The sequence below is a fragment of the Halomonas sp. Mc5H-6 genome, from assembly GCF_024124705.1.
Lineage (GTDB): Bacteria > Pseudomonadota > Gammaproteobacteria > Pseudomonadales > Halomonadaceae > Vreelandella > Vreelandella subterranea.
The window spans coordinates 1-25,082 of the sequence record NZ_JAMXSI010000021.1 but is presented as its reverse complement, the minus strand read 5'-3'; the positions used below and the strand labels follow the sequence as shown (position 1 = coordinate 25,082).

Sequence of the window (25,082 nt, the reverse complement as noted above, 5' to 3'; positions counted from 1 at the left end):
CGTTATGCCAGTCAACGGGCGTGGCCACTTTGTGTTTGTCGGTTAACTGCAGCGAATCAAGAACCCGCAGTATCTCGTCGACATTACGTCCAGTGCTGGGCGGATACGTCAAAGTGAGACGAATTTTTTTGTCAGAATCGATGATGAAGACCGTACGCACCGTCAGTTTAGGGTCGGCTTTCGGGTGAATCATTCCATACAGTTTCGCCACCACCTGATCTTCGTCAGCCAGCAAGGGGTAGTTCAGAGCTGCGCCCTGAGTCTGTTCAATATCCCTCGCCCAGTCGTGGTGAGAGCTAAGTGGGTCCACCGAAACCCCAACCAGTTTGGCTCCCCGCTGGGTGAATTCGAGCTTTCGCTTGGCAAACGCGCCCAGTTCAGTGGTGCATACTGGCGTAAAATCAGCGGGGTGCGAGAACAGCACCGCCCAGCTGTCGTCAAGCCATTGGTGAAAGTTGACCGTACCTTGTGTAGATTCGATCGTGAAGTTCGGTGCTGTCTCGCCCAGTTGTAGCGCCATGGAAATGTCCTTATGTCATTCATTGAGTAGCCACCATAACTTTGAAGTCAACTTTAAGGTCAAGCATGATGTGTAATATTTGCAGTTCGGTAGGAGACAAATAATTTGCCAATAAAGGTTGACCTTAAAGCAACTCTAAGCCGTAAAATTCTTACGGCGCTAAAATGGACATGAGATGAGGTAGTACCATGGGATTGGTATCAATACCCTTGTTGGCTGTCTCCATAACTTAAGTTGCGATAACACATTGGAATCTCTCTCTTCCTTCGGCTTGGTCGGCGCCTTTATCGGCGGATTGGTCTCCTTCTTTTCGCCTTGCACGCTGCCCCTGTTACCGGCCTACCTGTCGGTGGTCACAGGCGGTAGTGCCGGTAAAACCGACAGGCGTTTAGAGGCATTGACCCTCAGTGCCTTCTTCGTCTTCGGCTTCAGTATCGTATTCGTCCTGCTCGGGCTCGGCGCCAGTAGTATCGGGCAACTGATGCGAGGGTATCGCCGAGAATTCAACTGGGTTGCCGGCTCGGCGGTGATCGTGCTGGGCCTCTTCATGACCGGGGTGTTCCGGTTGCCGCTTTTCCAGCGTACCTTTCAGTTCACTCCCAGTGTCCAGGGTGGCTCCCCTTTGTCGGCGACGGTATTCGGGGTATCTTTCGCCATCGGTTGGACACCGTGTATCGGTCCTATACTGGGGGCTATTCTGATGGCCACGTCTAACGCTGCTAGTGCCCAGTCTGGAATGATTTATCTCAGTGCCTACTCGGCTGGCCTAGCGCTGCCTTTTCTTGCCAGCACTTTACTGGTTAACCGATTCTCTCTGCATCGGAAAAGCCTAGGAAGGTGGAGCACCTATGCTCGCCCCGTCGCGGGCACGGTTGTGATTCTGATGGGTATCGCTATCGTCTCAGGTAGCATGACGCGGCTTTCCAGTATCATGGTCGATCTTTTTCCTTCCCTGGCGACACTGGGGTAGCCTAGCCATTCGATAAAGTTCTGAGAAGTGTTGACCTACTCAAACAGTTGAAAACTCTGAACATATTAAGAGCTTCTGAGCCAAGCTCGAGAAGTTGGCTAGCATCCTCCGCTCTACATTTTGCCCAAGTAACTGCGTCTAGAACTGTCATGCAGCGGCCTGGCAAGGGATAGTCCACAACCGATTGTGCCTCTGGTCTCACCGAAAGCAGCCCGACGAACTCGTCGATAATCTTGGTTTCACGAATTTTAGGTACATCCCGAGACGGAACTCTGATCATTAAGCAGAAGCCTATGAATAGTCTCCTCTTCTGACGGAGAGCCGATACTGCCACCCCTTCAGTGGCGGGTGAGGATCTTTGCTGCGATGGGCGAAGTGATCATTTGAATCACGGCAAAAAAAGCGGCTGGAATCGCGATTTCTGATGGCAAACCGGAAGCAGCGACAAACGCTGCGGCAATGCTGAATTCTTTTTTACTGACCGTGAAAAGATAGGTAATCACCTCTTTGCGATCGGAGGTGAGTAACCGTGAGGACATACCTACCAGGTACCCAATCAAATTGAGGCACAGGGCCGCCCCCGCAATCACAAACGCATACCCACCATAGCCAATGATCGTGGCGGCATTCGGCCCGACCACGGCGAGTAGGATCAGCAGATACAAAATTGACCCTATCCCCGCATACGCTGAATCATGCCGTGCAAAGAAAGCCGAGAACTTTGTCCGCAAGCTGACCCCAATCACGGTAGGAACAAGCACGATTAGTGTTAATTCAAGAATAATTGAGCCAAGCGGCACATCTAACTGGAGGCCGGTGAGCCATAAAAACAGGAAGGGCACAATAAACGGACAAAACGCAGTGTTGACTGCGTTGAAAACAGCGGCAAGCGCCACATTGCCTTTCGCCATCAGTACCAAAAGAGGAGAGGACACATCCGTCGGCAGAGTGCCGAGCAAAGTTTGGCCAACAGCCAGCGGGCCGCTTCCAAAAAATAGACGGCCCGTTAGCCACCCGGCAATCGACATTGGCCCATAGACCAGCCCCAATGCCAACAGCTGCCGTGACGGCTTACGGAACACGATGCGCACTGCATGCGCATCGAATGTGAGGCTGATGATCAACATCAGTAATGCCAGTAATGGCCCAATCGCGAACTCAAGCATTATTCCGGTGGCCGGAAAAAGTAAGCCTACCCCCGCAACGACGATTACAAACCAGACAAGGTGCGCCTCGACAAAATAAATGAATCTACTCATGGAGGTTGGACGTTACCGGATGAAGTGGATTGAGCTCCGTACCTAAAACATGATCACTTCGGCCCAGCACGCCATGACTTGCTTGGGAGCAAGGGACGCTCTTCCCAATCCAGCGATGCAAATAGACAATGCTCAAGGGTTGAAGCTTTAGTTGCTAGAGGTTTTATAGTGCCAAGAAGCAATAATTCGAGAGAGGGTAACAGATGGGACATCATCATGATCATCCCCACATTGATCCTGCCTCTGGCGACCGGCGCGTCAGCATCTCCATTTGGGCCAATGGGCTCTTAACCATCGCTCAAATCGTCGGTGGTATTATGGCGGGAAGTCTATCGCTGATCGCTGATGCGTTACATAACTTTTCTGACATGGCTGCGTTAGTCATTGCCTTTGCCGCTCGTAAAATCGCCAGGCGGCCCGCCGATGCGCACATGACTTTTGGCTATGGCCGGATCGAGATAGTGGCAGCACTCATCAACTACACAACCCTCATTATTGTCGGCGTCTACCTGATTTACGAAGGCGCTATGCGGATGATCGATCCTCCTGAGATAGAGGGATGGACGATCGTGATTATTGGTGGCGTCGCGCTTGTCGTCGATGCCCTAACCGCCATGCTCACGTGGTCAATGCAAAAAGGGAGTGTCAATATCCGCGCCCTTTTTCTGCATAACTTATCGGATGCGTTTGCTTCCATCGCCGTGATTATCGGTGGTTCGCTTATTTTACTGTACGACATGCGCTGGGTAGACCCCGCGATCACGATAGGGATTGCGCTATATATTCTTTACCTTGCCTTCTCTGAAATTGGTGGCCCTATCCGTACGCTTATGCTGGGATCTCCCCCGGATATTGACGGGCAGGTAGTCGTTGAGACCGTACGAGATATCGAGGGGGTCCAGGATATTCACCATATGCATCTATGGCAGATGCAGGAAAACATGGCAGCCCTTGATTGCCACGTAGTTCTGACAGAAAACGGCTGGCAGCAGCTTGAATCCGTCAAAGCAGAGATCAAGGAGCAGATTAAAACGCGCTTCAATATTGCTCATTCCAGCCTAGAGTTTGAGCATAGTGACCACGCGCATCAAAATGCCAATCTATATGGTCATGGGTGACAGACCGAGGTCGACTCACGGCTCAGGTAGCTAGCGAGCAGCTTAGTCCGTGCGATTGTCTTATTTTGCAACCCGACTTTTCTACCCCATCGTTGAGACAGAGAGAGAAACATGTTCAAAAAAGCGTCTTTTATATTGGCCGGTACGTTAATGCTGACCGCTGCGATCGTCGCCGTATCGAAACCTGCCCTCTTTGACATGCAAGCTCAGGCAGCAAAAGAGAGTGGTGCCCAGGCCGAGGACTCCTTGGTGCGTTCACACTCCCCCATCTTGGGACGAGAAGACGCGCCGGTGACGATTGTGGAATTCTTCGATCCGGCTTGCGAAGCCTGCCGTGCTTTCTACCCCCTGACAAAAAGTATTCTGGAAACCTACCCAGAAAAAGTACGGCTTATCGTGCGTTACACTCCTTTCCACGGCGACGTATCAAACAAGGCCATTCGAGTATTAGAAGTCGCTCGTCGTCAGGGCGTCTTTGAACCGGTACTGGAGAGGCTGCTGGCTCGCCAGGAGGAATGGGCCTCGCATGGCAGTTTTGATGAATCCGCTATCCTCGATATCGCGAGCCAAGGGGGCCTTGATCGTGCCGCTGCCGAAGAGCAACTTACTTCTGCTGAGGTGCAGGCGGTGATAGACCAAGACATGGCGGATGTCAGAGCCAATCAGATTCGCCAAACACCCACTTTTTTTGTCAATGGTGAGCCATTAGACCCCTTTGGTATGCAAAAGCTGATTGATGCCGTTGAGAGTGAAGTAGCGGAGATCTCTGATGACGAGGAAGGTCAGTGATGCAGCGCTGGTGGTTATTAGGCTTAGTGGGTTTTTACCCCTTGCTAGCCCAAGCCAATTGGCAAACGCATCTTTCGTTGCCGTCATCTGAACCCACCCCCGCTAGGTCACAGGCGGCTAACGAGCAAGAAATTACCTCGCCGCTCGATAGCGTTGATACCCTAACCTTTGGGCGTGATGTCGTCATTGATACCACCCTCTACGAGGCTTTAGGAGCAGAAGGTGTCCCTACGCGTTTCGCCACTAAATTGGAAACACTGCTCAGCGAATTTATCGAATCTCCGCTGGAGTTTTCAGGCAGTGAACGTATCCAGTTAGTGTGGGAAGAAGATCGAGGCCAGGACGGCACCCTCATTGGGCCACCTCGCCTAAGTTATGCGGCTTTGCCTGATCAGGCAGAGCCCTTAGAGGTCATATGGCCGGTCGCCCAAAAGGGGGACGTAGCTCTCTTCAAAAACGACAGCCTGCTAGGCACGTTGCGGTTGCCCGTGCTTAGTGCCCGCTTAACGTCTCGCTTTGGGAATCGGCGACATCCTGTGTATGGAGGGATGCGCCCTCATAATGGAATTGACTTGGCTGCACCAACGGGAACACCAGTCATTGCCACCGCACCTGGGCGGGTATCCTTTATAGGGCGCCAAGGGGGATACGGGCAGGTGATCGAGGTGGAACACGACACAGGGGCAATGAGTCGCTACACACACCTTAGCCGATTCTCGCCAAAGCTAATGGTTGGGGATTTAGTCAACGCGGGAGAGTCGCTCGGAGAGGTAGGTGCCTCTGGTGTCGCCACGGGCCCCAACCTGCATTACGAAGTGAGGATCAATAACCAGCCTGTTGATCCCCTTGGTCAAGGTGAACGCATCATGCTGGGTGAACAGCCGACTCAGAGTGAATATCAAGCATCACTTTACGAGGCACGAGATCGCTTGGAACATGCTATCGGCACGGCGTCCATTTATGACTTGATCTCGTTTAAAGAACCATAACGAGCCATAACGACCCGTGCTTAACAGCTTTGCATGGATCATTAGCATCGTGAACTTGTGTTTGCCTCGTTATGGAACCCGGGTCGTGTAATCACTCATCTATCACAACACAGGTAATCGGTATGGAAGAGGTTTCTCTCGTCACCATGGGGGTATTGGCAAGCCTTGCGGCGGGCTTGATGACGGCTGTCGGTGCGCTTCCCGTCTTGTTTACCAAAACACCGAATCGTGGTATTCGCGATTTAGCGTTGGGGTTCGCCGCTGGCGTCATGCTAGCGGCCTCTTTCTTCTCACTTATCATACCCTCCTTAGAAGCCTCGGAGCTGCGTTATGGAGGTAGCGTTGTGCCTGCTGCCATTGCCTGTGCGGCCATTTTGCTAGGGATTGGAACGGTTGCACTACTGAACGAGCTCTTACCTCATGAACACTTCGAACAGGGTCGAGAAGGGCCGGAGGCCGCCTCACTACGTCGTATCTGGTTGTTTATTATTGCCATTACGATACACAACCTGCCAGAAGGGCTGGCCGTTGGCGTGGCCTTCGGCGCAGGGGGAAGCGAAGGGGGCATGCCGCTAGCGATTGGCATTGGACTTCAGAATGCCCCAGAAGGACTGGCCGTAGCAGTATCACTGCTAAGCGTGGGCTATTCACGTTGGCGGTCATGGACGATTGCCGCCCTTACGGGGCTTGTTGAGCCGTTGGGTGGCTTATTAGGCGCTGGGGTCGTCAGCATGTCACAAGTACTACTGCCCTGGGGGTTGGCCTTTGCGGCGGGGGCGATGTTGTATGTGATCAGTCATGAGATTATTCCCGAAACTCATCGGAGCGGGCACCAAAAAAAGGCCACGCTGGGCCTCTCCATCGGATTGGTACTCATGCTGTTTTTGGATGTCTCGCTGGGCTAAGCATTGGGCGTGGGGCGTAGCGTTAGTTCTAACTCAAGTCGTGAGCCCCTCCATGTGAGTTTTCAGTGATACAGAGCTGATGATCACTGATGACCTCGATGATTCGACAGCTTTCCACTTTGCCACCGGCACACTGCGTGACCATCCGTTGAAGCTCCTCACGCAGTGCGGACAGTCGTTGAAGGCGGGACTCCACTTTCTTTAGGTGATGCGTGGCGATGGCATCGACTTCTTGGCAAGGCATATCAGGTTGATCTGACATGGCCAAAAGCTCTCGCACTGACTCTACCGAAAAGCCAAAGTCTCGGGCATGACGAATAAAGGTCAAGCGCCGCACAGCGTCGTCTCCATAGCGGCGCTGTCCTCCGCCGGTTCGTGTCGCATCGCGCAACAGCCCAATACGCTCGTAATAGCGAACCGTTTCAGGTTTGCAATCGGCTCGTCGTGCTAACTCACCAATGCTGATACTTTGCCCCATCATCGACATGGTAAAACTCCTTACGCAGGGCTTGAAGCTGTAGTTGCTACAAGGTTTACACTTCAAAACCATAGCCCATTGGGAGGAGAGGCACCATGAAAACATCAACGCCGACAACAGCGCCTACCGTCTTGACGCTGCGTGTTGAAGGCATGGACTGCGGCGGTTGTGAGCGCAAGGTTGTGTCGGCGCTAGAGCGGCTGGACGGCATTGAGGAAGTCACGGCAAGCTCCGTCACGGGATCGGTGAAGATTCACCAGCGCGATCATGGAGGCCCCTCGCAACAGACCATTGAGGGCATCCTGAACGAACTAGGCTATCAAGTGACTTCCCCTGATGGCCAAACACGCGCATCTGGTGCTTCATCCTCTTGGTGGCAAACCGCTAAAGGGCGCTTGGTCATTATCACAGGCAATCTGCTGATCGTAGCCTTCGCGCTTCGTTTAGCATGGCCTGCGCTGGGTAATATGCCTTTCATTTTGGCCACGCTGGTCGGCTTAATACCCATTGCGCAGAGTGCCTGGGGCGCCCTCAAGATGCGCAATCACTTTACCATCGAAATGCTGATGTGCATCGCTGCGCTTGGCGCATTGGCCATCGATGCTGCCGCTGAAGCTGCGATGGTCGTGTTCTTGTTCGCCGTAGGTGAGCTACTCGAAGGGGTAGCTGCTTCACGGGCGCGCCGCAGTATCTCAGCCTTGGCAAATTTAACACCCTCAACGGCGAGGCTGATGGACAATGGCCATCTGCGTGACGTCTCGGCGGAGTCACTTAAACCCGGTCAGCGTGTGCTGGTGCGGCCCGGTGATCGCGTTCCTTGCGATGGACGCATCCTGGTGGGCACGTCCGACCTTGACGAGTCGCCGGTAAACGGCGAGTCCATCCCCCGTTCGCGAGCGCCTGGTGATGACATTTTTGCTGGCACAGTGAATCTTGATGCCGCCCTGGAAGTGGAGGTAACACGAGGCGCTGATGACAATACGATCGCACGCGTTATTCGCCTAGTTGAAGAAGCACAGGCCGCCAAGGCACCCATAGCACGCTTCATTGATCGTTTTGCGTATTACTATATGCCCGCCGTCGTCTTACTCGCCCTCCTGATGGCGATAGTGCCACCGCTGGTATCGACCATGGCATGGTCGGAGTCGATTTATCGTGCGTTAGCATTGCTGTTAATCGCATGCCCCTGCGCGTTAGTCATTTCCACCCCAGCCGCCATCGCCGCAGGCCTCTCGGCGGGCGCTCGGCGCGGCCTATTGATCAAAGGGGGAGCCGTTCTTGAACAGTTAGGTAGGCTTCGCTTGGTGGCATTAGATAAAACGGGCACCCTCACTGCGGGTACTCCAAGAGTCACAGATGTGGAGTCTTGGATCGCTGAGGAAGACGATAACAGCGTATTGCGGCTCGCCGCCGCGATAGAGCGAGATTCCAGTCACCCTATCGCCACGGCTATCGTTGAGCATGCCCGACAATCGGGCCTAAACCTCCCCACCGCCATCGGCAGCCGCGCTCTGGCGGGGCGCGGTGTCTCAGGCCAGGTGGAGGGTCGCGAGCTGAGCTTAATGACGCCTCGTCACCTTCACGAGAAAGTCATCCTGGAGGAAAGTCTCAGTGCTCGGATTATCGCGTTAGAAGAAGCCGGTAAGAGCCTCGCTCTCCTCGTCGAAGGCGAGCGTTTGTTGGGCTTGATCGCTGTTCGCGATGAGCCACGCGAAGATGCCCTTGAAGGCCTAGCGGCGCTATCCCGTTTAGGCGTACAGGCGGTCATGCTCAGCGGTGATAATGCCCGCACCGTCGCTGCCACTGGGGGGCGCTTAGGCATTGAAGCGTACGGCGAACTAATGCCTGAAGACAAGGCAGCGTATGTTCGAGACTGGCAAGCGACAGGTTGTGGCCCCATCGGTAAAGTAGGCGATGGCATCAACGATGCACCGGCACTCGCGGCAGCCGATGTGAGTATCGCGATGGGTGGCGGCACGGATGTGGCGTTGGAAACCGCCGATGCAGCCTTGCTCAAGAACCGCGTTACCGGCATCGCTGAGCTGATAGACCTATCTCGTGCCACGCTACGCAATGTGAAAACCAACGTTGTTCTCGCCCTTGGCTTAAAAGCCATTTTCCTGGTCACCACAGCTCTGGGTATTACCGGTATGTGGATTGCGGTGATGGCCGATACCGGTGCTACCGTCCTGGTGACGTTGAACGCCATGCGACTGCTGGGTTATCGCTTTTCGCCCAGTACCGCATTGACAGGCCTGTCACAAGGACAAACAACGTCATGAGTACAGCGCAACACGACAGCCCTTCACGACGTTGGCCATGGTTCACATTTGCTTGCGTGTTGGCTCTATCCGATCAACTGGTCAAAGAAATCGTGCATGCCCAGATGTCGTTTGGCCAAGTCATTCCGCTAACACCGTTTTTTAACTGGGTTTACACCGGTAATACAGGGGCCGCTTTCAGCTTTCTCGCGGAGGCAGGTGGTTGGCAGCGCTACCTCTTTCTTGGTTTAGCGTTGGTGGTGGTCGTCGTATTGCTCGTGCAGCTATGCAAACCCAAGCCGCGCTTGGAAGCCTGTGCGTACAGTCTGATTCTTGGCGGCGCACTCGGTAATACCGTTGATCGCTTAGCGCGTGGGTACGTCGTCGACTACCTGGACGTTTACTGGGGCGAATGGCATTGGCCCGCCTTTAACATGGCCGATATCGCGCTGTTTGCAGGTGTATTGATGTTCGCAGTGGCGTTATGGCGTGAAAGTCCTGCTTTTAAGCGCGCTGAATAACGGTATGGATTCGGTCGATCAAGAAAAAAAATATACGCTTTTTGCTGGGCGACTCTCACCAATAGTCGATTGCGTTGTAGCGCTAGCCGCTGGGGTACTGACCACCTTGAGTGCCGCTCCCTTTTCCCTATGGTGGCTTGGCCCAGTGGCCGTGGCACTGGTCTATTGGAAGATAGCGTCGCTAACGCCCGCCATAGCCACCCTGCGTGGGTGGTGCTATGGGGTAGGCCTGTTCGGTTCTGGTACGTCGTGGGTCTTCGTTGCTATTCACGATTTCGGTGGCACCGGGGCCTTGGTGGCGATGCTCCTCACCACTCTTTTTGTCAGCGCTCTGGCGCTCTTCTTTGCAATCCCCTTTGGGCTCTATCGACGCATCGCGGGGCCACGGTTAGCCTTTCTTAGCTTTGCCGGTATGTGGGTGATGAGCGAATGGCTACGCACCTGGTTGTTCACCGGCTTCCCCTGGTTATTGTTAGGCACCTCTCAGATAGATTCTCCATTAGCCCCATGGGCGCCCGTTGGTGGTGTGTACTTGCTGTCACTCATTACCGCGCTGACAGGCACGTTAGGGGTAGAGGTACTGCGTCGCCGCTGGGTTTTTCTCGTCCCAATGGCTGGCCTGTGGATCGTTCCATTCCTATTGCCCGCCCAATGGACAACCCCGGCTGGCAAGCCCATCCAGGTGGCATTGCTGCAAGGGAATCTTGATCAGCGCATTAAGTGGACTGCACAAGGGCAGCGCGAGGCGATCAGTATCTACACGGCGATGACACGGGAGCAAGCAAAGGATATCGATCTCATCGTTTGGCCCGAGGCAGCCCTTCCCATGCTTGAGCAGGAAGCACAGCGAATACTTGAGCAAGTAGCGTCAGACCTGGGGCCTGACACCGCCTTGTTAACTGGCATTTTGCAACGCGATGGTGAAGGGCGCTCTTATAACAGCGTCATAGGGCTAAATGATGTGCAAGGCGAATACCAGAAAGCGCACTTAGTACCCTTTGGCGAGTATTTGCCATTCCAAAGCCTCCTCGCTGACACCCTTGCTTTTTTCGACTTGCCAGCACCCCGCCTGACCCCTGGGTCAGACGTACAGGCTCCGTTACACGTGGCTGGAACTACCATTGGCACTGCCATCTGTTACGAGATCATTTTTGCCGACCATGTCGCCCAACAGGCGCGTAATGCCGAGCTGCTATTAACGGTTTCCAACGATACGTGGTTTGGGCGCTCCATTGGCCCACACCAACATCTTCAAATGGCGCGTCTACGTGCCCTTGAAAATGGTCGTCACCTACTTCGAGCTACCAGTAATGGCGTGACGGCCATCATCGATTCACAAGGTCACGTCACAGCCCGTGCCCCACAGTTTGAACAGGCCAGTTTAACTGGCGAGGTGACCCCGATGCAGGGCCTAACTCCTTTCGCACGCACCGGTAGCGGGCCCGCTTGGATACTCGCTGCCTTGCTGACGCTGCTCGGATTACCACTTAACTTATCTCGATCAAAAAACGACGCATTAGATGAAAAAGGAACCTAGCGATGCTCTCGGTAAATAACGCAGCAATACTTAAGAGACTCCTCCGATCGCCAATGCAGATGGGCTTCATCATGAGTGTGATGGTTTCATCTTTGGCATGGCTCCCTGTCGCCATCGCGGCACAACCCGCCACTACCCAGGAGACGGAATGGCCCAATGGGCACTACCCGCTACCTGAGGAAGGCAATATTATCGGCGAGGCTGACACCTTCGTCGTGAAGGATTACGACGATACCTTGATAGATATTGCCAGGCGTCACAACCTTGGCTATTTGGAGATGACCCGGGCAAATCCAGAGGTCAGCATCTGGGTACCAGGGGTGGGCACGGAAGTAACTATTCCAGGACGTTTCATTCTGCCGAATGTCGAGCGTACTGGGATCGTCATCAATATCGCCGAGCTGCGGCTTTACTACTACCCAGATGTCAAAAACGGTGAGACACCGCGCGTTGAGACCTATCCTATTGGCATTGGTCGCGAAGGCTTTGATACTCCTCTCGGTGTGACCGAGACCACAATGAATATTAAAAATCCTGCCTGGTACCCGCCTGAGTCGGTAAAACGCGAAGCGGAAGCACGCGGCGAAACCGCGCCAAGCGTTGTGCCGCCCGGCCCCGATAATCCGTTAGGAGACCATGCCATCATCCTAGGCTTCGATGGCTATTTGATTCATGGTACCAATCAGCCAGACGGGATTGGCATGCGCGCAAGCCGAGGCTGTATTCGCATGTTACCCAAAGACATCGAATCTATATTTGACCGCATTCCTCCCGGCACCCAAGTCAACATCATCAATCAGCCTATTAAAATCGGTTGGGAAGACGGACAGACGCTGATTCAAGCATTTCCGCCGCTTGGAGAAGAAGAGCACAGCATGGCCGCACTGTCAGACACCATGACACGTCTCAACCAATACAATGTCGATAATATAACCATCGATTATGAGCAGCTCAGCACCGTACTGGCATCGTCCAGCGGGCTTATAACACCTCTCAATCCGAAGCAAGAGCAGGAACCACAAAGTAGCGGCATAGAAGAGGGGAGTATCGAAGACATTTATAAAGAGTTGGTTTTGCCCTTATCTCAGCGGTCGTGACATTCACACAAGAGGTCCATTGAGCGCTGATATGTAGGTTGAGAAAAGCAGTCCCCTGTCAATGAGATGGGGAGACTCATTTCAACTTGTGCTTTTCATAAGGTGCATTTTTTAGATTAGGCGTTCCGTTTCACTCAGCTATGATGCCGTCCTTCTAAACCTTAAATTGGCATGATGATTGGGCATGTCTCATCCAAAAATCTGCTGGCCACTATCCAGGGAGACCCATACGTTCAAGCGCCATAACCCTAATAAGGAAAACCTCCCTTGCGAAGCTTCTTTGATGAAAGCCTTCAGCCTGGATTCATAGAATAACTGCAGCACTTTGGACCACGAGGTAGAGGCGGGAGGGTCAGCGCCGGTACCCTTCTCGGCTCACCGACCAAAGTGAAGCAGAGCATGGGATATAACCCAGAACCAACGATACCAAATATATGCCCGTCATGACCTGGGCATGAGCCGACGTCAGATCGCCAGAGAGCTTGGTATCCACAACAGTACGATCAGCCGTGAACTGCGCCGCAACGCTACCACCAGCGGCTACGATCCAGAGCAGGCGAGTCCGCAGTGATCATCGGCGACGCACCGCCTGGAAGTGGACGAAGCGCTTACCCAGCATGATCGCCGCCGTCGCCGACCGGCTGCGGGAGGAATGGAGCCCGGAGCAGATCAGCGGTTTCATGGTGCCCTTGTATGGCGTAGGCGTCAGTCACCAGTGGATCTACGCCTTGATCTGGGATGATAAGGCTCGTGGTGGCGATCTCTGGCAGCATCTCCGCCAGCCCAAGCGACGCAGCAAGCACCGTGCCCAGGCAAAGAGCGCAGGGCTCGGCAAGATTCCCAACCGTATGGGTATCGAGCATCGTCCCGCTGAGGTCGATGACAGGCGCTTTATTGGGCACTGGGAGGGGGACACCGTGGTCCAGGGGCACAAACAATCTGGCCTGGTGACGCTGGTCGATCGACGTAGCGGCTATCTGCTGGCAGCACGATTGCCCAAGCTCTCAGCGGAGCTGACGCAAAAAGCCATGATCCGGCTGCTTAAGCCTCGCCGGGGTGCTGTCCAGCACCATCACCATGGACAACGGCTCGGAGTTCGCTGATCACGATACCGTAGCCCAGGCGGTAACGGCAGCGATTTACTTCTGCGCCCCCCACTGTTCCGGTCAGCGTGGGACCAATGAAAACACCAATGGCCTGATACGGCAGTACTTCCCCAAGGGAACGGACTTTCAACAGGTCACCGATGTCGAGTTACGCAGGGTGGTCAAGAACCTGAATGATCGCCCCCAAAACGACTAGGATATCGGACACCGGCACAGGTGTTCCTGGGGAGTACTCAGGAGCCTTGGATACCGCAGGTGCTGCTCTTATTGCTTGAATTCAGGACCAAGCCAACGCCAACTCGGCGCAAGACCCCGAGCAAACCAACCAGTCCGCTGAAATACGCATTGTCGAAGAGGTAAATGAAAGCCCTGAACCGGCTGAGGAACAGGTGGCATCGGCACCTTCCGCTGATGAGACGTCGCACGAGGCTCAGCTCGAAGCGAGTGATGATGTGGCCAATGTCACTTCTGGTACGACACTCACCGAAGGCGAGATATCGTCTGAGCCAGCGTGGCGTGAAGAAGTAAGCTTCTCGCTTGCTCCCGGAGAGGGCGCCGAGTACAAGTTGACGATGGATGAAGGCTCTATTGCGACCTTTGCTTGGTCATCTGAAGGCGGGCCAGTCAATTTTGACACCCACGGTGATGGCGGTGGTAATTCCATCAGCTACGAAAAAGGACGTGGCGTTCCTGAGGATGAGGGGGAATTGGAAGCTGCCTTTACGGGGAACCATGGCTGGTTCTTCCGTAACCGAAATGAACAGGAGGTAACCGTTAAGCTGCGTATTAAAGGTGATTATGGCGAGCTTAAACGTATGATGTAAGCCGTTAATAACCAATGCCCCACTGTGCAGCTAGGCAGTGGGGCATTTTTTTAGATGTACTATTCTATTAGATATCGTGCATTCTTTCAGTTTGCCGAGATAGACGCATAGCCTCGTGCTCCTCTAAATCGAGAAGTGTTTCCAGCAGTTCCTTGGCTTCTCGGATTTCGGCTCTGCCGATCAGGCTGCGATATAAACTGATGGCTTGATCATGGAAATCCAGTACTTCTTTGCAGATAGCATCAGCTCCTAGCGTGGAATAGGGCGCATCGCAGGTTCGGTGGCTGCGAATAGGCTGATGAGAGAGATAATCGTAGACATAGGTATGAAGCACGTTAACGCTTGCGGTCCCTTCAAAGCTAGCAATTACACGCTGCATCTCTGCCTCATGAAGAGACAGATAGTTAAGCAGCATTTGCGCGCGTTCTTCCTCGTGCTGATTCGCGCAGTGAGCCAAACACTCGGCAAGATGGGCATGTAATTGACGTGTCCAATCGATTAGATCGCCAAACGTTTTAATCTCCATTCATTTGCTCCTTGTGCCGTTGTGATTAGTGAGAGTGCGTGTGGTGGCTATCGGTTGAGCTGTTGCTGTTAGCAAGAAATAGCCACTCGCCGATCAGCAGCGCGGCCATCACTGTAACGGCAACGATAAGTACCAGTGGGTCGGCAATAGCTTTTACCCAAACAAAACCACCCAGTACAAGGACATCTAACAGGATGGCAATGGTCGGAATAATCGCGTTAGCGCCCACGCTTTTCCTGAGATGGCGCAAAACTCCCCAATGGATGGCGATATCCATGATCAGGTAAAAAATAATGCCGAGCGCCGCGATTCGGCTAAGGTCAAAGAAGGCGGTAAGCATCAAGCCGAGCACGATCGTGTAGACCAACGTATGTTTTTGCAGGCTACCGGGCATGTGGAAATGGCGATGCGGTACAAGTTTCATTTCTGTAAGCATGGCGAGCATACGAGAAACGGCAAAGACGCTGGCAATAATCCCGCCTGCAGTGGCCAGCATGGCGAGGATGACGGTAAAGCCAACCGCGGCTTCACCCAGCGCGGGGCGGGCGGCAGCCGCCAGGGAGTAATCTTGAGTTTCGATAATCTCGGATAGCGATAGGTTACTGGCAACGGCAAAGCCTACAAGCGCATATATCACCACGCACAGCGCGATTGAGATCATGATGGCCTTGCCCAGGTTGCGCTTTGGATTTTTCAGCTCCGAACCGCTATTGGTAATGGTCGTGAAACCTTTGAAAGCCAAAATACCCAATGCCGTCGCGCCCAAGAAACCTGAGAGAGTGGGGGGGGGCGCATCCCCACCAGTCCCCATGTCGATAGAATCGGCAATAAAAACACCGACAACACCAAACACGATGATGCCACCAATTTTTATGAAACCCAGCACTGAGGCGACTGTCTCGATCAACTTATTGGCAGATAAATTGATCAAAAAAGCCGCTAGCAACAAGCCCACACCAAGCAGTGGAACAAACAGAGTGCGATCGCCTAGCTCAAATAGCTCCAGAGTGTAAGAACCGAACGTTCTCGCTAAAAAGCTCTGCGCAATGACCATGGAAAAATACATCAATAGCGCATGGAAAGCGGTAGGGAGCGTTGACCCATACGCTTTTTGCAGATACATGCCAATCCCCCCGGCGGATGGGTAGGTATTGGACATTTTGACGTAAGAGTAAGCGCTACAAGAAACAATCATCGCGGCGGCTAAAAAAGCTAGGGGAAATAGAGGGCCGGTCATTTCTGCCATCTGTCCAGTTAAGGCAAAAATACCCGCCCCGATCATGACCCCCGTGCCTAGCGCTACGGCACCGATGAGAGAGAGGCTCCCTTCTTCGTACTTTGGCTTTCTATCCTGGTCAGCCATACAAACACTCCTAGGAATGAAGCCCAAAGCGTTCAGGTTTTTCGCCTCAGGCAAGCGTCGGATAAGTGCTAAACAAGTCTGGTTGAATTAGCTGAACACAACCTGAATATATGCCAGTTAATTATCTGACCCAGAGCATGCTTTGGCGTAAGAAAGTGGCGGGCTTAACCTACCAGCATACGTAATGGCATCCACAGCCCCATGGCGATCATTACCAGATTCTCGGTTAACGATACAAAGCCCAGCGGCACATTGCTGTTACCGCCGACGCAAGCACACTTAAGCTCACGCTTGTCGATATAGACGGCTTTAAAGACGGAGATTGCCCCCACCGTGCCAACAAATAGCGCCAGTGGCGCTGCCAGCCACACCAATGTTCCGGCCAGCATTAAAATGCCTGCAACTGTCTCGGCATAGGGGTAAAGATAGCTATAGGGGACATAGCGCTGGGCCAATAGGTCGTAATTCAAAAACATACTACTGAAACTTTCGACATCCTGTAGTTTCTGCAGGCCGAGCAGCACCATCGCCGTGGCCACGGCATACTCCGGCATGCGCGCAGTAAACAGCGTGCCCTGAGTAGCCCAGCTAATCGCCAAGCCAATCAGCAGCGCAGTAGCAAAAATAGCAATTACTGGCCTATAAGTGGTTTTTTTTGCATTAGGAACGCTCATTCCCAGATGTTTGCGTAGCTCTTCGTACCCACCTATGCGTTGATCACCGATATACACTTGGGGCGTCGTATCGACGTTTTCCTGTTCTTTGAAAGCATCGATTTCATCACGAGACGTTAAGGTATGGTCGTCAACCTTAAAGCCCTTGCGCTTGAGAAGATCAACTGTCTTCAAACCGAACGGGCACATATGCTCGGCGGTTTTCATCCGGTAAACCCGTGCAGAGGCAGTGGGTGTTGATATTGGCATTGATTTTCCTTCGCTAAGAACATGGTATTTAAAAAAATCATAGAACCTTTGTGCAGCACTCAGGCAAGTATAGCTACTCCTTTATTTTGATAATTCTAGCTATGGTTAAAATTTTTTTTTCAGCGAGAGAAATATATGTTAAATAAAAAGGGCCATCATAAAGAATGGCCCATATCTTAAGTTAGTGACTACATATTAATAGTCAACATGTAATTCATAGCGATTATTGTCACTTTCTTTAGTGCCTCCTAGTGCATTGCCTGTCACTTCAAGTTGATAATTGCCTGGCTGCAGTTGGCGGACCAGTTCAAAATGACCACGTGGGCTGGATGCTTCTGCTACCTGCTGTCCTGCTGCATTATAAAGCACAGCAGAGATACGGTTGCCAGCGCTGGTTGCGCCTGGGAAGTGCTCGCTTGCTACCTTCAGCGTAGTCGCTTCTTGAATGTTAATACTGAAACGTTTTGATTGGCCTTGGGCAAGCAATTGTGTAGAAGAGACGCCTCTTTCAAGTAGAGGTAGATCCTGGTTGTTTGTCCCATAGTTAGCCAATGCAGGTGTTGAAAGGATGCTGGCTACAAGCGACCCAAAGATAATTGATTTAACTTTCATGGTGATTACTCCTCTGGTTGATGACATGGTTATATTAGATGGCTTTTTTGAAATGAAGCTGAATTTAAAAATAAAAAATAAAAAAAACGCCACCACTGGGTGACGTTAAAAAATATCTATGTTCAGAGTTCGCTAAAACATCAGTTTAACACCGGCAACCACCCCAGTATCTTCCGTATTGTCGCCACTGGCCCGTGAAAGGTCGGCTGTATCGCCATACTCTTTCTCCCAATAAGCACCAATGTAGGGGGCGAAACGACGAGTCACTTCATAGCCTAGTCGCAGGCCAGCGCGCACCGAGTTAAGCCCTTCACCCACGCCAAATTCTTCAACTTCGCTGGCGGCTACGGCAATTTCGGTGCGCGGCTGTAGGTAGAGTCGCTGTGTTAGGCGCAGATCGTATTCGCCTTCAAAACTGGCGGCGACATCACCATCTTCACTCACTTGCATGGCAACATCGGTTTCGATGCCATAAGGTATCACTCCCTGTAGGCCCAACACCCCATAAGTACGTTCGGCGTGATCATCGGAGAAGACACCGCCTTGGTAACCAATCCCCCCCTGTAACTCCCAAAAATCAGCCACTAAGCGACTATAGAGGAGTTCTAGGGACTCAAACTCAGCATCTTCGCCGTCACCCTGAACGTTTTCGCCTTCCGATTTAAGGTAAACGCGGTTAATGTCACCGCCATACCAGCCTTGAAAGTCCCATACCACGGCGTCTTGACCTTTGTCGGGAACGGTGTATTCAAGCCGGTCAAACAGTGCCATGCCCATATTATGTTCCTTAGTGGGCGCGGGCCAACTGTCTGGTGCCGCATAGCCGTCTTCGGCTTGGGAGCTCGTTGCGACGGTCATGCCAAGGGCGGCACTGGCGAGGGTTACGTAGCGCTTAATTTTCATACTGTCTCCTTAAGAAACCTGAACAACGCGGAACATGCCAGCATCCATGTGGTAGAGGAGGTGGCAGTGGAACGCCCAACTGCCCTCGGCGTCCGCAGTGATCAGCGCAGACACGCGCTCGCCGGGCTTCACATTTAGGGTGTGTTTGCGCGGTATCAATTCACCCTGGCCGTTTTCCAGCTCCATCCACATGCCGTGGAGGTGGATAGGATGTTCCATCATGGTGTCGTTGATCAGGATCAGGCGCAGGCGTTCGTCTTTTTCGAAGTGAATGGGGCCGGAGACCTCGCTGAACTTCTGGCCGTCGAACGACCACATGTAGCGCTCCATGTTGCCGGTAAGGTGCAATTCAAGCTCACGGCCGGGTTCGCGACGGTCGGGCCAGGGAGTGAAAGATTTCAGATCGCGATAAACCAGCACACGGCGCTCGTTGGGATCAATACCAATACCCGCTTGGCCGTAGCGGGAGCCTGGCTGTACTTCACCAGCCGCCAGCATGCCGTTTTCGCGTGTTTTGCGCTGCTCGCTGGCCATACCTCCCATGCCCGAATGGTCCATGCCTTCCATGCTGGAATGATCCATCCCACCCATGTTTGACATGCTCGAGTGATCCATTTCCTCCATATTAGCGTTATCCATCCCCTGCATATTCGACATGCCGGAATGATCCATGCCGCCCATCCCCCCCATGCCGTGAGCGCCCATGGCTTCCATGCCGCGGTCGGCAATCTGACGGCGAGTAGGGATCTCCGCCTGCATGCCTTCGCGCGGCGCCAGCGTGGCGCGGGCGTAGCCGCTGCGGTCCATCGACTCAGCGAAGATGGTGTAGGCCTGATCATCTTCGGGTGCGACCACCACATCGTAGGTTTCGGCAACGCCGATGCGGAACTCATCGACGGGAACGGGCTGCACCGGCTGGCCGTCGGCGGCCACCACGGTCATCTTGAGGCCAGGGATGCGCACATCGAAGTAGGACATTGCCGAGCCGTTAATCACCCGTAAGCGCACACGCTCGCCTGGCTTGAACAGCGCGTTCCAGTTTTCCTCGGGAGAATGGCCGTTGAGCAGGTAGGTGTAGGTGCTGCCGGTTACGTCGGCGATATCCCGCGAGCTCATGCGCATCTTGGCCCACATGCTGCGCATTTCGGCCGTTTGGGCGAAGCCATTTTGGCGTACGTCGGCGAAGAAGTCGGCAATCGTGCGTTCCTGAAAGTTGTAATAACCTTCCATGGTTTTGAGATTGCGAAACACCGACATGGGCTCTTCAAAGGTCCAGTCGGTCAGCAACAGCACGTGCTCGCGGTCGTAGCGAAAGGGTTCACGCTCGGCGGCGTCGATAATTAACGGCCCGGCATGACCAAGCTGTTCCTGAAGGCCGGAATGGCTGTGGTACCAATAAGTGCCGTTCTGACGGACAGGAAAACGATAAGTAAAGGTTTCGCCTGGCTCAATACCGGCAAAACTGACGCCCGGTACACCGTCCATGCCCGGCGGTAGAATCAAGCCATGCCAGTGGATTGAGGTGGGTTCGTCGAGCAGGTTGGTGACTCGTAATACAGCGTCCTGACCTTCCTTAAGGCGGATCAGCGGGCCGGGACTGGTACCGTTGAGGCTAATCGGGCGAGCCTCTTTTCCATTAATCGGGATGGATTCGCGGCGGATAGCCAGCGACACATTAGGCCCCTCTTCCACGCCCTTTGAATAGACATTTGTGCGTCCCCAAGGGTTAGCCCAGGCGGGGCTTAAGCCCATCGCTGCGGCGGAACCCAATCCAAGTGCCGCGCTGCCTTTCAACACCTGGCGGCGTGAAAGTGGGTGGGTGATGATGTCCGAACACGTCATGTAAAACTCCCATCGCTGATGAATGACATCATATTGGGGGAGAAAGCTGAATCAACGCTGAAAAAGCAGTTAAGCGGAGGTGACGCCTGTCATTGGCAATGTGGTGATGACCCGAAGGCCACCCAACGGGCTGTGCTCAAACTGGCAGCGACCGTGATAACGCGCCACCAGCTGTGAGAGAATAGCTAGTCCCAGGCCATAGCCGGGGTGGTGCTCATCCAGTCGGGTGCCACGCTCGCCGAGGCGCACCATATCGCTTTCGGCAACGCCGGGGCCGTCATCGTCAATCGTTAAAGTCAGTGCGTCTGATGAGGTGCTAATGTGGCAGCGAATCTCGCTGGTGGCCCATTTGCCAGCGTTATCCAGCACGATGCCCAGTATTTCGGCGTAATCGTGGGCATCGATCGGCACTTGGTCGCGCGCGTCAATCGCCTGCGTCAGCTCGAACAACTGTTCAGAGTAGAGGCTACGAAACATCTCCATCAGACGTTGACTGTCACGGGTCAGGTGGGTCATGCGACCCGCATGAGGACCTGCGATGCGTGCACGGCGCAGCTCAGCATCCAGCTGGGCGTTGATGTCCTCGATGCGCATCAGCAATTTCCGGCGGCGGTTTTCATCAATCGGTCGGTTGCCGCTTAGTACTTGGGTAACGGCGGCCAACGGGGTTTTCAGCGCGTGGGAAAGGTTAGCGACCGACTCACGTGAGCGTTTAAGGCGCAGGTCAATGTCGTCCATAAAGCGGTTAAGCTGGGCAACAAGCGCGTCGAGTTCGTCGGGCGCTTTTAGCGAGAGGCGCTGGCGGTCGCCCGCTTGCAATGCTTCCAATTGATAACGCAGTTGCCAAAGCGGCCTTAATCCGCGATTGACGGCCAGCATATTGAGCGTGACCAGCACCGCGAGCATGCCCGCAGCGATGCCGCCCACCCACCAGTGCAAAGTAGCTAGGCCTGCTTCGACTTGGGAAAAATCCTCACCAATCAGCAACACGCCGTTGGCGCCTTGCCATTCGAAATGCTGGCGATACACCAATAAGTGTCGCTCGCCGCGCGTTACCTCGATCAGTGCATCCCCTTTTCCGTTAAGTAGTGGGGCAAGTTGTCGTTGCCAGACTGGGTCTGAGGCGCTGATCTCTCCGTTGAGGCGCAGCACGTAAAGGTGATGAAAGACCTGGTAGGCTTCGCTTGTCGAGGCTAGCGATGTGGGAACCGCCAGGCGGTCTTGTTCGAGCTGTGCGACCGCGTGGTCGGCTTCACGCTTGAGGCGCTCGCCCAGAAAGTCCTTGGCAAGATTTTGCAGGAATACGCCGTGCAGTAGCCAGGTCAGGCCGACTACCAGCAGCGCGACACCGCCCAGCCAGGCGAGCAGGCGAAACTGTAAGCTGCGTTTATTAACGTGAAACAAAAACGTATCCCTGGCCGCGGCGCGTCTGGATGATTGGCTTGCCAAGATACCGGCGCAGGCGAGCCACGTATACCTCAACCAGATTGGGTGCGGGGGCGTCTTGCTCCAACGCGTAAAGCTGTTCCAGCAAGCGCTCCTTGGAGTGAATGCGGTCCGGGTGGTGCATCAGGTAGCGCAGCAGCCGAAACTCGGTGGCAGTCAGCGAACGCCATGGGGTGTCTTCACGGCAAACGCGCTGACCGGCTTCGTCCAGAGACACCCCGTTCAGTGTGATGACTTGGGATAACTGGCCAGACTGCCTACGCAGCAGTGCCTTTAGGCGAGCCATCAGCTCGGCTTCGTGGAAGGGTTTGGTCAGGTAATCATCGGCGCCAGTTTCCAAGCCAACCACCTTGTCTTCCCAGGTGTCGCGCGCGGTGAGTATCAAAATAGGAGTGGCACGTTTCTGCTTACGCCAATGGGCGAGCAGCTCAAGCCCCGAGCCATCGGGCAGCCCAATATCGAGAATGGCAAGCGCGTATTCTTCGGTGGCCATGAACGACGTGGCCGCCTTAACAGTGGGGGCCACGTCGACCAGGTAACCGTTGTCTTTTAGACTCTCTGCCAAGCTTTCGGCCAGCAAGTCATCGTCTTCTAATAGCAACAGTTTCATTGGTAAAAGGTCTGCTTAGAAAGAAAAATTACCGTACATGCCGGATTCATAGTGGCCGGGGATGTTGCAGGCGTACTCTAACTCGTCAGCATTATCGGGAACTCGCCATAGTAGAGATTCGGTTTCACCGGCGGCAATAGTAACGGCTGCCATGCTACTACCATCAGACATATCGTGACCTTCGCCTTCTGACATGTTGGACATATCATGGCCTTCGCCACCTGCCATTTCTTGCATCATTTTACGATGTGCTTCTTGGGCTTCCTTGCTGCCGATCACGAACTCATGCTCAATACTGCCAGTGTTGGTAATTTCAAATTTCACGATCTCTCCGGCGGCCATTTCCAGCTCATCAGGGTCGAACCACATATCGCCTGCGTCGATGTTAATCGTGCGCTCAGCATCAGCATCGCTAAGGTCGCTTTCGCCGCCGCCGTGTCCAGGTCCCGCCCAGGCAGCGCCGGCAAGTATACTCAGTGAAAGAGCTAATAAGCTGGATGTAAGATGGGTCTTGCGCATAGTCATTTGCCTCCAAGGTGAGTGTGACTCGTTCTTTATACGTCGCCAACCTTAAACGAGCCTGAACTCGCCCAGAAAAAAATGATCTGTAGCAAACTTTCTTTTTCCGCAGGGTGGCATGGCTTGACCCAGGGGGTAACCCCATAGGTCGTAAGCTTTCAGTGGTTTTAAACATCACGCTATTGTCAGGAGGCCACCATGATGAACGCAGACTGTTTTGCAGTAATGGCCTCAATGGGCTGGTTAGCCTGGTTAATGCCCTTCATGCTTCTGTTACTCGTAGGATTGAGCATTGCCTCACTCATCAAATACCTGTTCAGCCGCGCCAATTAGTTCTTTCATTAATAGAGGATACGCTTATAAACCTAAAAACCACTTCACTATTGGTGTCAGGCTCGCTATTGCTGGGAGCAACAGCCGCCCAGGCAGGACTGCCTGATGAAGCAACGATGTACAAAAACCCTCAATCCGGCTGCTGCAATGAATACGCTCGCCACCTGGAAGAGCAGGGCGTAGATGTCACCATTGTGGACGATGCTGAGCTTGGCGAGATCAAGCAGCGGGCCGGGGTACCACACGGACTGGGTTCATGTCATACCATTGGTATTGGCGAGTACTGGATTGAGGGCCACGTACCGATGGAAGCCATCACCAAGCTATTTGAAGACCAGCCTGACAGGCATTGGCTTGGCCGGTATGCCGATTGGTACGCCGGGCATGCCTGGGCCACAGCAGGAGCCCTACGAGGTTTATAGCTTTACCGATCAGGAAGATGAGCCATTCATGACACTTGAGCCTTAATGACGCGAGCAGGCGGTACCTGCTCGCGGCCTAATAGCACAACATCATGGATTAACTCTTTGCCTGCCCTACCATGCGGTACAACGTGCCATCGCGATGAACCCAGTGGTGGAATAAAGCCATGAACACATGTCCTGCAATGAGTACGGTCAGCAAATAAGCAATGGGGCCATGTATTGCTTGCGAGGCTTCTGCAAAGGGTGTGCCAATTCCCTTGGAAACCAAATGATCAAATAACCGAATTCCAAAACCTTGTAGTAAACCACTCACTGGGGCCGCAACCAATAAGGCATAAATAGATAGATGGCCTATCAGCACCGCCTTACCTTGATGCGGAGGGCGATTGCGTATTTGAAAAAGCAGCCAAACAATTCGCAGCCCAACAAGCGCTAAAATCATAAAGCCCACAGTGGCATGCCAAGGCTGAAATAATTGGCTGAATGCATTACCCGGCTGCCAGTTGTTCATATAAGCACTAGCGAGCTGTAATGTCACCAGCAGCGCGGTTATCCAATGTAGCAGGCGGCTAACCGAGCCGTAATATTTCTGTGAGTCGTTAATAGCCATCCAAATTAACCCCGCTGATACTTGCGTTGGAGATGACAACACCCAAGGGACGGCGGTAGGTAAGGGATTGGGCGATGGAAAGACGATACCGCCAAGCTGTTAACAACATACATTTTGTATTTCATACAATTTCCTAATCTGAAGATGCAGGAAACCATATGTCATAAACCTGAACAGAACCTTAAAAGAACTATTAAATGAGGTTAATTTTTTTACCCTGGTCTCCCCGGTGTTTTGCCAATCACTATCGGAAATTGATGTGACCCTCAGCGCGTAATATCGGTCGTCAATCTAAAAAGGCAAATTCACCACTTATAAGATTTTATTGCCAGGAACCGCTTCCTCAAGAATGTTATCTAAAGCAGTTCGTGCGCTCAGTGTCTCTCGACTGGATATTCAAAATGAATTAGCAATGGCATCAAGCTTTTATGGGTTGTACACCGAAAAATCAGTGCTCTTCGGTAAGTATTAGGGAGACTCTGAATAAGTCTCCGAAATCAGCGATAATACGGCCATCGTCAACTGCCTAGGATTCATTACCGCATGGATCAGATCACTTTCTCCGAAGCCGAGTACCAGAACAAGAAGCGAAAGAC

At 53.3% G+C, this 25,082-nt stretch carries 28 protein-coding genes; 15 read left to right on the top strand and 13 right to left on the bottom strand.

The features are described 5' to 3' along the window. Window positions 1–520: peroxiredoxin (locus NH395_RS17895; protein ID WP_253026812.1), on the bottom strand; the 520-nt coding region annotated here is incomplete at its 3' end. A gap of 247 nt (window positions 521–767) precedes the next feature. Here NH395_RS17895 and NH395_RS17890 point away from each other — a divergent pair. Beyond that, on the top strand, window positions 768–1,490 hold the full coding sequence (locus NH395_RS17890; protein WP_085917818.1) for a cytochrome c biogenesis protein CcdA: 723 nt from the start codon (window positions 768–770) through the stop codon (window positions 1,488–1,490). Between the two features lie 338 nt (window positions 1,491–1,828). Here the strand turns inward: NH395_RS17890 and NH395_RS17885 are convergent, their stop codons facing one another. After that, entirely contained in the window at window positions 1,829–2,749 is a 921-nt protein-coding gene (locus tag NH395_RS17885; RefSeq protein WP_085917819.1) for a bile acid:sodium symporter family protein, read from the bottom strand. Window positions 2,750–2,952: 203 nt separating this feature from the next. Between NH395_RS17885 and NH395_RS17880 the strand changes: the two genes are divergently transcribed. The 4 genes from NH395_RS17880 to NH395_RS17865 all read left to right on the top strand — a co-directional run bounded on the left by NH395_RS17880 (window position 2,953) and on the right by NH395_RS17865 (window position 6,550). Further along, complete coding sequence (locus NH395_RS17880) at window positions 2,953–3,867, top strand: cation diffusion facilitator family transporter (RefSeq protein ID WP_199283586.1); 915 nt, start codon at window positions 2,953–2,955, stop codon at window positions 3,865–3,867. A 111-nt stretch (window positions 3,868–3,978) separates the two neighbouring features. After that, on the top strand, window positions 3,979–4,656 hold the full coding sequence (locus NH395_RS17875; RefSeq protein ID WP_199283585.1) for a thioredoxin domain-containing protein: 678 nt from the start codon (window positions 3,979–3,981) through the stop codon (window positions 4,654–4,656). Continuing rightward, the gene (locus NH395_RS17870; protein ID WP_253026811.1) at window positions 4,656–5,645 is read left to right on the top strand and encodes a M23 family metallopeptidase; all 990 of its coding nucleotides are present in this window, start codon (window positions 4,656–4,658) and stop codon (window positions 5,643–5,645) included. Before NH395_RS17875 ends, NH395_RS17870 begins: the two co-directional genes overlap by 1 nt. 122 nt (window positions 5,646–5,767) lie before the next feature. Then, window positions 5,768–6,550 carry a ZIP family metal transporter gene (locus tag NH395_RS17865; RefSeq protein WP_253026809.1) on the top strand — a complete coding sequence of 261 codons (783 nt, stop codon included), beginning with the start codon at window positions 5,768–5,770 and terminating at the stop codon, window positions 6,548–6,550. A gap of 28 nt (window positions 6,551–6,578) precedes the next feature. Here the strand turns inward: NH395_RS17865 and NH395_RS17860 are convergent, their stop codons facing one another. Next, complete coding sequence (locus NH395_RS17860; RefSeq protein WP_253026807.1) at window positions 6,579–7,037, bottom strand: helix-turn-helix domain-containing protein; 459 nt, start codon at window positions 7,035–7,037, stop codon at window positions 6,579–6,581. An 86-nt stretch (window positions 7,038–7,123) separates the two neighbouring features. On the opposite strand from NH395_RS17860, the gene NH395_RS17855 reads away from it, so the two are divergent. From NH395_RS17855 to NH395_RS17820, 8 genes are all read left to right on the top strand, one after another. Further along, window positions 7,124–9,310, top strand: coding sequence for a heavy metal translocating P-type ATPase (locus tag NH395_RS17855; protein ID WP_253026805.1), 2,187 nt, complete (start codon window positions 7,124–7,126; stop codon window positions 9,308–9,310). Beyond that, window positions 9,307–9,810, top strand: a complete 504-nt coding sequence (gene lspA / locus NH395_RS17850; protein ID WP_253026803.1) for a signal peptidase II — start codon at window positions 9,307–9,309, stop codon at window positions 9,808–9,810. The genes NH395_RS17855 and lspA overlap by 4 nt, the downstream gene beginning before the upstream one ends. 4 nt (window positions 9,811–9,814) lie before the next feature. Next, window positions 9,815–11,347 carry an apolipoprotein N-acyltransferase gene (gene lnt / locus NH395_RS17845; protein WP_253026813.1) on the top strand — a complete coding sequence of 511 codons (1,533 nt, stop codon included), beginning with the start codon at window positions 9,815–9,817 and terminating at the stop codon, window positions 11,345–11,347. 53 nt (window positions 11,348–11,400) lie between these two features. Continuing rightward, window positions 11,401–12,444, top strand: a complete 1,044-nt coding sequence (locus NH395_RS17840) for a L,D-transpeptidase family protein (RefSeq protein ID WP_085920377.1) — start codon at window positions 11,401–11,403, stop codon at window positions 12,442–12,444. Window positions 12,445–12,850: 406 nt separating this feature from the next. Then, window positions 12,851–13,015 (top strand): helix-turn-helix domain-containing protein, encoded by a 165-nt coding sequence (locus NH395_RS17835; RefSeq protein ID WP_366066256.1) that lies wholly within the window; start codon window positions 12,851–12,853, stop codon window positions 13,013–13,015. 46 nt (window positions 13,016–13,061) lie between these two features. Next, window positions 13,062–13,547, top strand: coding sequence for an IS30 family transposase (locus NH395_RS17830; RefSeq protein ID WP_233337238.1), 486 nt, complete (start codon window positions 13,062–13,064; stop codon window positions 13,545–13,547). Further along, window positions 13,522–13,746, top strand: coding sequence for an IS30 family transposase (locus NH395_RS17825; protein WP_253026801.1), 225 nt, complete (start codon window positions 13,522–13,524; stop codon window positions 13,744–13,746). Before NH395_RS17830 ends, NH395_RS17825 begins: the two co-directional genes overlap by 26 nt. A 193-nt stretch (window positions 13,747–13,939) precedes the next feature. After that, window positions 13,940–14,374, top strand: coding sequence for a hypothetical protein (locus tag NH395_RS17820; protein WP_253026799.1), 435 nt, complete (start codon window positions 13,940–13,942; stop codon window positions 14,372–14,374). A 67-nt stretch (window positions 14,375–14,441) separates the two neighbouring features. On the opposite strand, the gene NH395_RS17815 is transcribed toward NH395_RS17820, so the two are convergent. The 9 genes from NH395_RS17815 to NH395_RS17775 form a co-directional block, all read right to left on the bottom strand. Beyond that, window positions 14,442–14,900 (bottom strand): ATPase, encoded by a 459-nt coding sequence (locus NH395_RS17815; RefSeq protein WP_085920383.1) that lies wholly within the window; start codon window positions 14,898–14,900, stop codon window positions 14,442–14,444. Between the two features lie 25 nt (window positions 14,901–14,925). Then, complete coding sequence (locus tag NH395_RS17810; protein WP_253026797.1) at window positions 14,926–16,263, bottom strand: APC family permease; 1,338 nt, start codon at window positions 16,261–16,263, stop codon at window positions 14,926–14,928. A gap of 164 nt (window positions 16,264–16,427) precedes the next feature. Continuing rightward, on the bottom strand, window positions 16,428–17,186 hold the full coding sequence (locus tag NH395_RS17805) for a glutaredoxin (RefSeq protein WP_085920385.1): 759 nt from the start codon (window positions 17,184–17,186) through the stop codon (window positions 16,428–16,430). Window positions 17,187–17,381: 195 nt separating this feature from the next. Next, window positions 17,382–17,798: a hypothetical protein gene (locus NH395_RS17800; protein ID WP_253026795.1), complete on the bottom strand. Its 417-nt coding sequence runs from the start codon at window positions 17,796–17,798 to the stop codon at window positions 17,382–17,384. Window positions 17,799–17,930: 132 nt separating this feature from the next. After that, window positions 17,931–18,701: a copper resistance protein B gene (locus tag NH395_RS17795; RefSeq protein WP_199283577.1), complete on the bottom strand. Its 771-nt coding sequence runs from the start codon at window positions 18,699–18,701 to the stop codon at window positions 17,931–17,933. A 9-nt stretch (window positions 18,702–18,710) separates the two neighbouring features. Further along, window positions 18,711–20,543 carry a copper resistance system multicopper oxidase gene (locus NH395_RS17790; RefSeq protein ID WP_253026793.1) on the bottom strand — a complete coding sequence of 611 codons (1,833 nt, stop codon included), beginning with the start codon at window positions 20,541–20,543 and terminating at the stop codon, window positions 18,711–18,713. 69 nt (window positions 20,544–20,612) lie between these two features. Then, on the bottom strand, window positions 20,613–21,947 hold the full coding sequence (locus NH395_RS17785; RefSeq protein ID WP_085920389.1) for an ATP-binding protein: 1,335 nt from the start codon (window positions 21,945–21,947) through the stop codon (window positions 20,613–20,615). Further along, window positions 21,934–22,599: a response regulator transcription factor gene (locus NH395_RS17780; RefSeq protein WP_085920390.1), complete on the bottom strand. Its 666-nt coding sequence runs from the start codon at window positions 22,597–22,599 to the stop codon at window positions 21,934–21,936. The genes NH395_RS17785 and NH395_RS17780 overlap by 14 nt, the downstream gene beginning before the upstream one ends. 15 nt (window positions 22,600–22,614) lie before the next feature. After that, window positions 22,615–23,118, bottom strand: a complete 504-nt coding sequence (locus NH395_RS17775; RefSeq protein ID WP_253026791.1) for a plastocyanin/azurin family copper-binding protein — start codon at window positions 23,116–23,118, stop codon at window positions 22,615–22,617. A gap of 198 nt (window positions 23,119–23,316) precedes the next feature. Here NH395_RS17775 and NH395_RS18405 point away from each other — a divergent pair, with 198 nt between their 5' ends. Next, window positions 23,317–23,451 carry a hypothetical protein gene (locus tag NH395_RS18405; RefSeq protein WP_254902990.1) on the top strand — a complete coding sequence of 45 codons (135 nt, stop codon included), beginning with the start codon at window positions 23,317–23,319 and terminating at the stop codon, window positions 23,449–23,451. A gap of 68 nt (window positions 23,452–23,519) precedes the next feature. Then, window positions 23,520–23,873 (top strand): DUF411 domain-containing protein, encoded by a 354-nt coding sequence (locus tag NH395_RS17770; protein ID WP_245748342.1) that lies wholly within the window; start codon window positions 23,520–23,522, stop codon window positions 23,871–23,873. A 97-nt stretch (window positions 23,874–23,970) separates the two neighbouring features. Here NH395_RS17770 and NH395_RS17765 read toward each other — a convergent pair whose 3' ends face one another. Next, complete coding sequence (locus NH395_RS17765; protein ID WP_085920393.1) at window positions 23,971–24,486, bottom strand: cytochrome b; 516 nt, start codon at window positions 24,484–24,486, stop codon at window positions 23,971–23,973. Window positions 24,487–25,082: the final 596 nt, after the last annotated feature.

Bases quoted from the DNA above. Each gene is read 5' to 3' on its own strand.
- NH395_RS17825 (WP_253026801.1), top strand. From the start codon at position 13,522: ATGGACAACGGCTCGGAGTTCGCTGATCACGATACCGTAGCCCAGGCG.
- NH395_RS17885 (WP_085917819.1), bottom strand. From the start codon at position 2,749: ATGAGTAGATTCATTTATTTTGTCGAGGCGCACCTTGTCTGGTTTGTA.
- NH395_RS17860 (WP_253026807.1), bottom strand. From the start codon at position 7,037: ATGTCGATGATGGGGCAAAGTATCAGCATTGGTGAGTTAGCACGACGA.
- NH395_RS17815 (WP_085920383.1), bottom strand. From the start codon at position 14,900: ATGGAGATTAAAACGTTTGGCGATCTAATCGATTGGACACGTCAATTA.
- NH395_RS17790 (WP_253026793.1), bottom strand. From the start codon at position 20,543: ATGACGTGTTCGGACATCATCACCCACCCACTTTCACGCCGCCAGGTG.
- NH395_RS17775 (WP_253026791.1), bottom strand. From the start codon at position 23,118: ATGCGCAAGACCCATCTTACATCCAGCTTATTAGCTCTTTCACTGAGT.
- lspA (WP_253026803.1), top strand. From the start codon at position 9,307: ATGAGTACAGCGCAACACGACAGCCCTTCACGACGTTGGCCATGGTTC.
- NH395_RS18405 (WP_254902990.1), top strand. From the start codon at position 23,317: ATGATGAACGCAGACTGTTTTGCAGTAATGGCCTCAATGGGCTGGTTA.
- NH395_RS17780 (WP_085920390.1), bottom strand. From the start codon at position 22,599: ATGAAACTGTTGCTATTAGAAGACGATGACTTGCTGGCCGAAAGCTTG.
- NH395_RS17765 (WP_085920393.1), bottom strand. From the start codon at position 24,486: ATGGCTATTAACGACTCACAGAAATATTACGGCTCGGTTAGCCGCCTG.
- NH395_RS17870 (WP_253026811.1), top strand. From the start codon at position 4,656: ATGCAGCGCTGGTGGTTATTAGGCTTAGTGGGTTTTTACCCCTTGCTA.
- NH395_RS17800 (WP_253026795.1), bottom strand. From the start codon at position 17,798: ATGAAAGTTAAATCAATTATCTTTGGGTCGCTTGTAGCCAGCATCCTT.
- NH395_RS17880 (WP_199283586.1), top strand. From the start codon at position 2,953: ATGGGACATCATCATGATCATCCCCACATTGATCCTGCCTCTGGCGAC.
- NH395_RS17830 (WP_233337238.1), top strand. From the start codon at position 13,062: ATGATCGCCGCCGTCGCCGACCGGCTGCGGGAGGAATGGAGCCCGGAG.
- NH395_RS17865 (WP_253026809.1), top strand. From the start codon at position 5,768: ATGGAAGAGGTTTCTCTCGTCACCATGGGGGTATTGGCAAGCCTTGCG.
- NH395_RS17805 (WP_085920385.1), bottom strand. From the start codon at position 17,186: ATGCCAATATCAACACCCACTGCCTCTGCACGGGTTTACCGGATGAAA.
- lnt (WP_253026813.1), top strand. From the start codon at position 9,815: ATGGATTCGGTCGATCAAGAAAAAAAATATACGCTTTTTGCTGGGCGA.
- NH395_RS17855 (WP_253026805.1), top strand. From the start codon at position 7,124: ATGAAAACATCAACGCCGACAACAGCGCCTACCGTCTTGACGCTGCGT.
- NH395_RS17875 (WP_199283585.1), top strand. From the start codon at position 3,979: ATGTTCAAAAAAGCGTCTTTTATATTGGCCGGTACGTTAATGCTGACC.
- NH395_RS17795 (WP_199283577.1), bottom strand. From the start codon at position 18,701: ATGAAAATTAAGCGCTACGTAACCCTCGCCAGTGCCGCCCTTGGCATG.
- NH395_RS17840 (WP_085920377.1), top strand. From the start codon at position 11,401: ATGCAGATGGGCTTCATCATGAGTGTGATGGTTTCATCTTTGGCATGG.
- NH395_RS17810 (WP_253026797.1), bottom strand. From the start codon at position 16,263: ATGGCTGACCAGGATAGAAAGCCAAAGTACGAAGAAGGGAGCCTCTCT.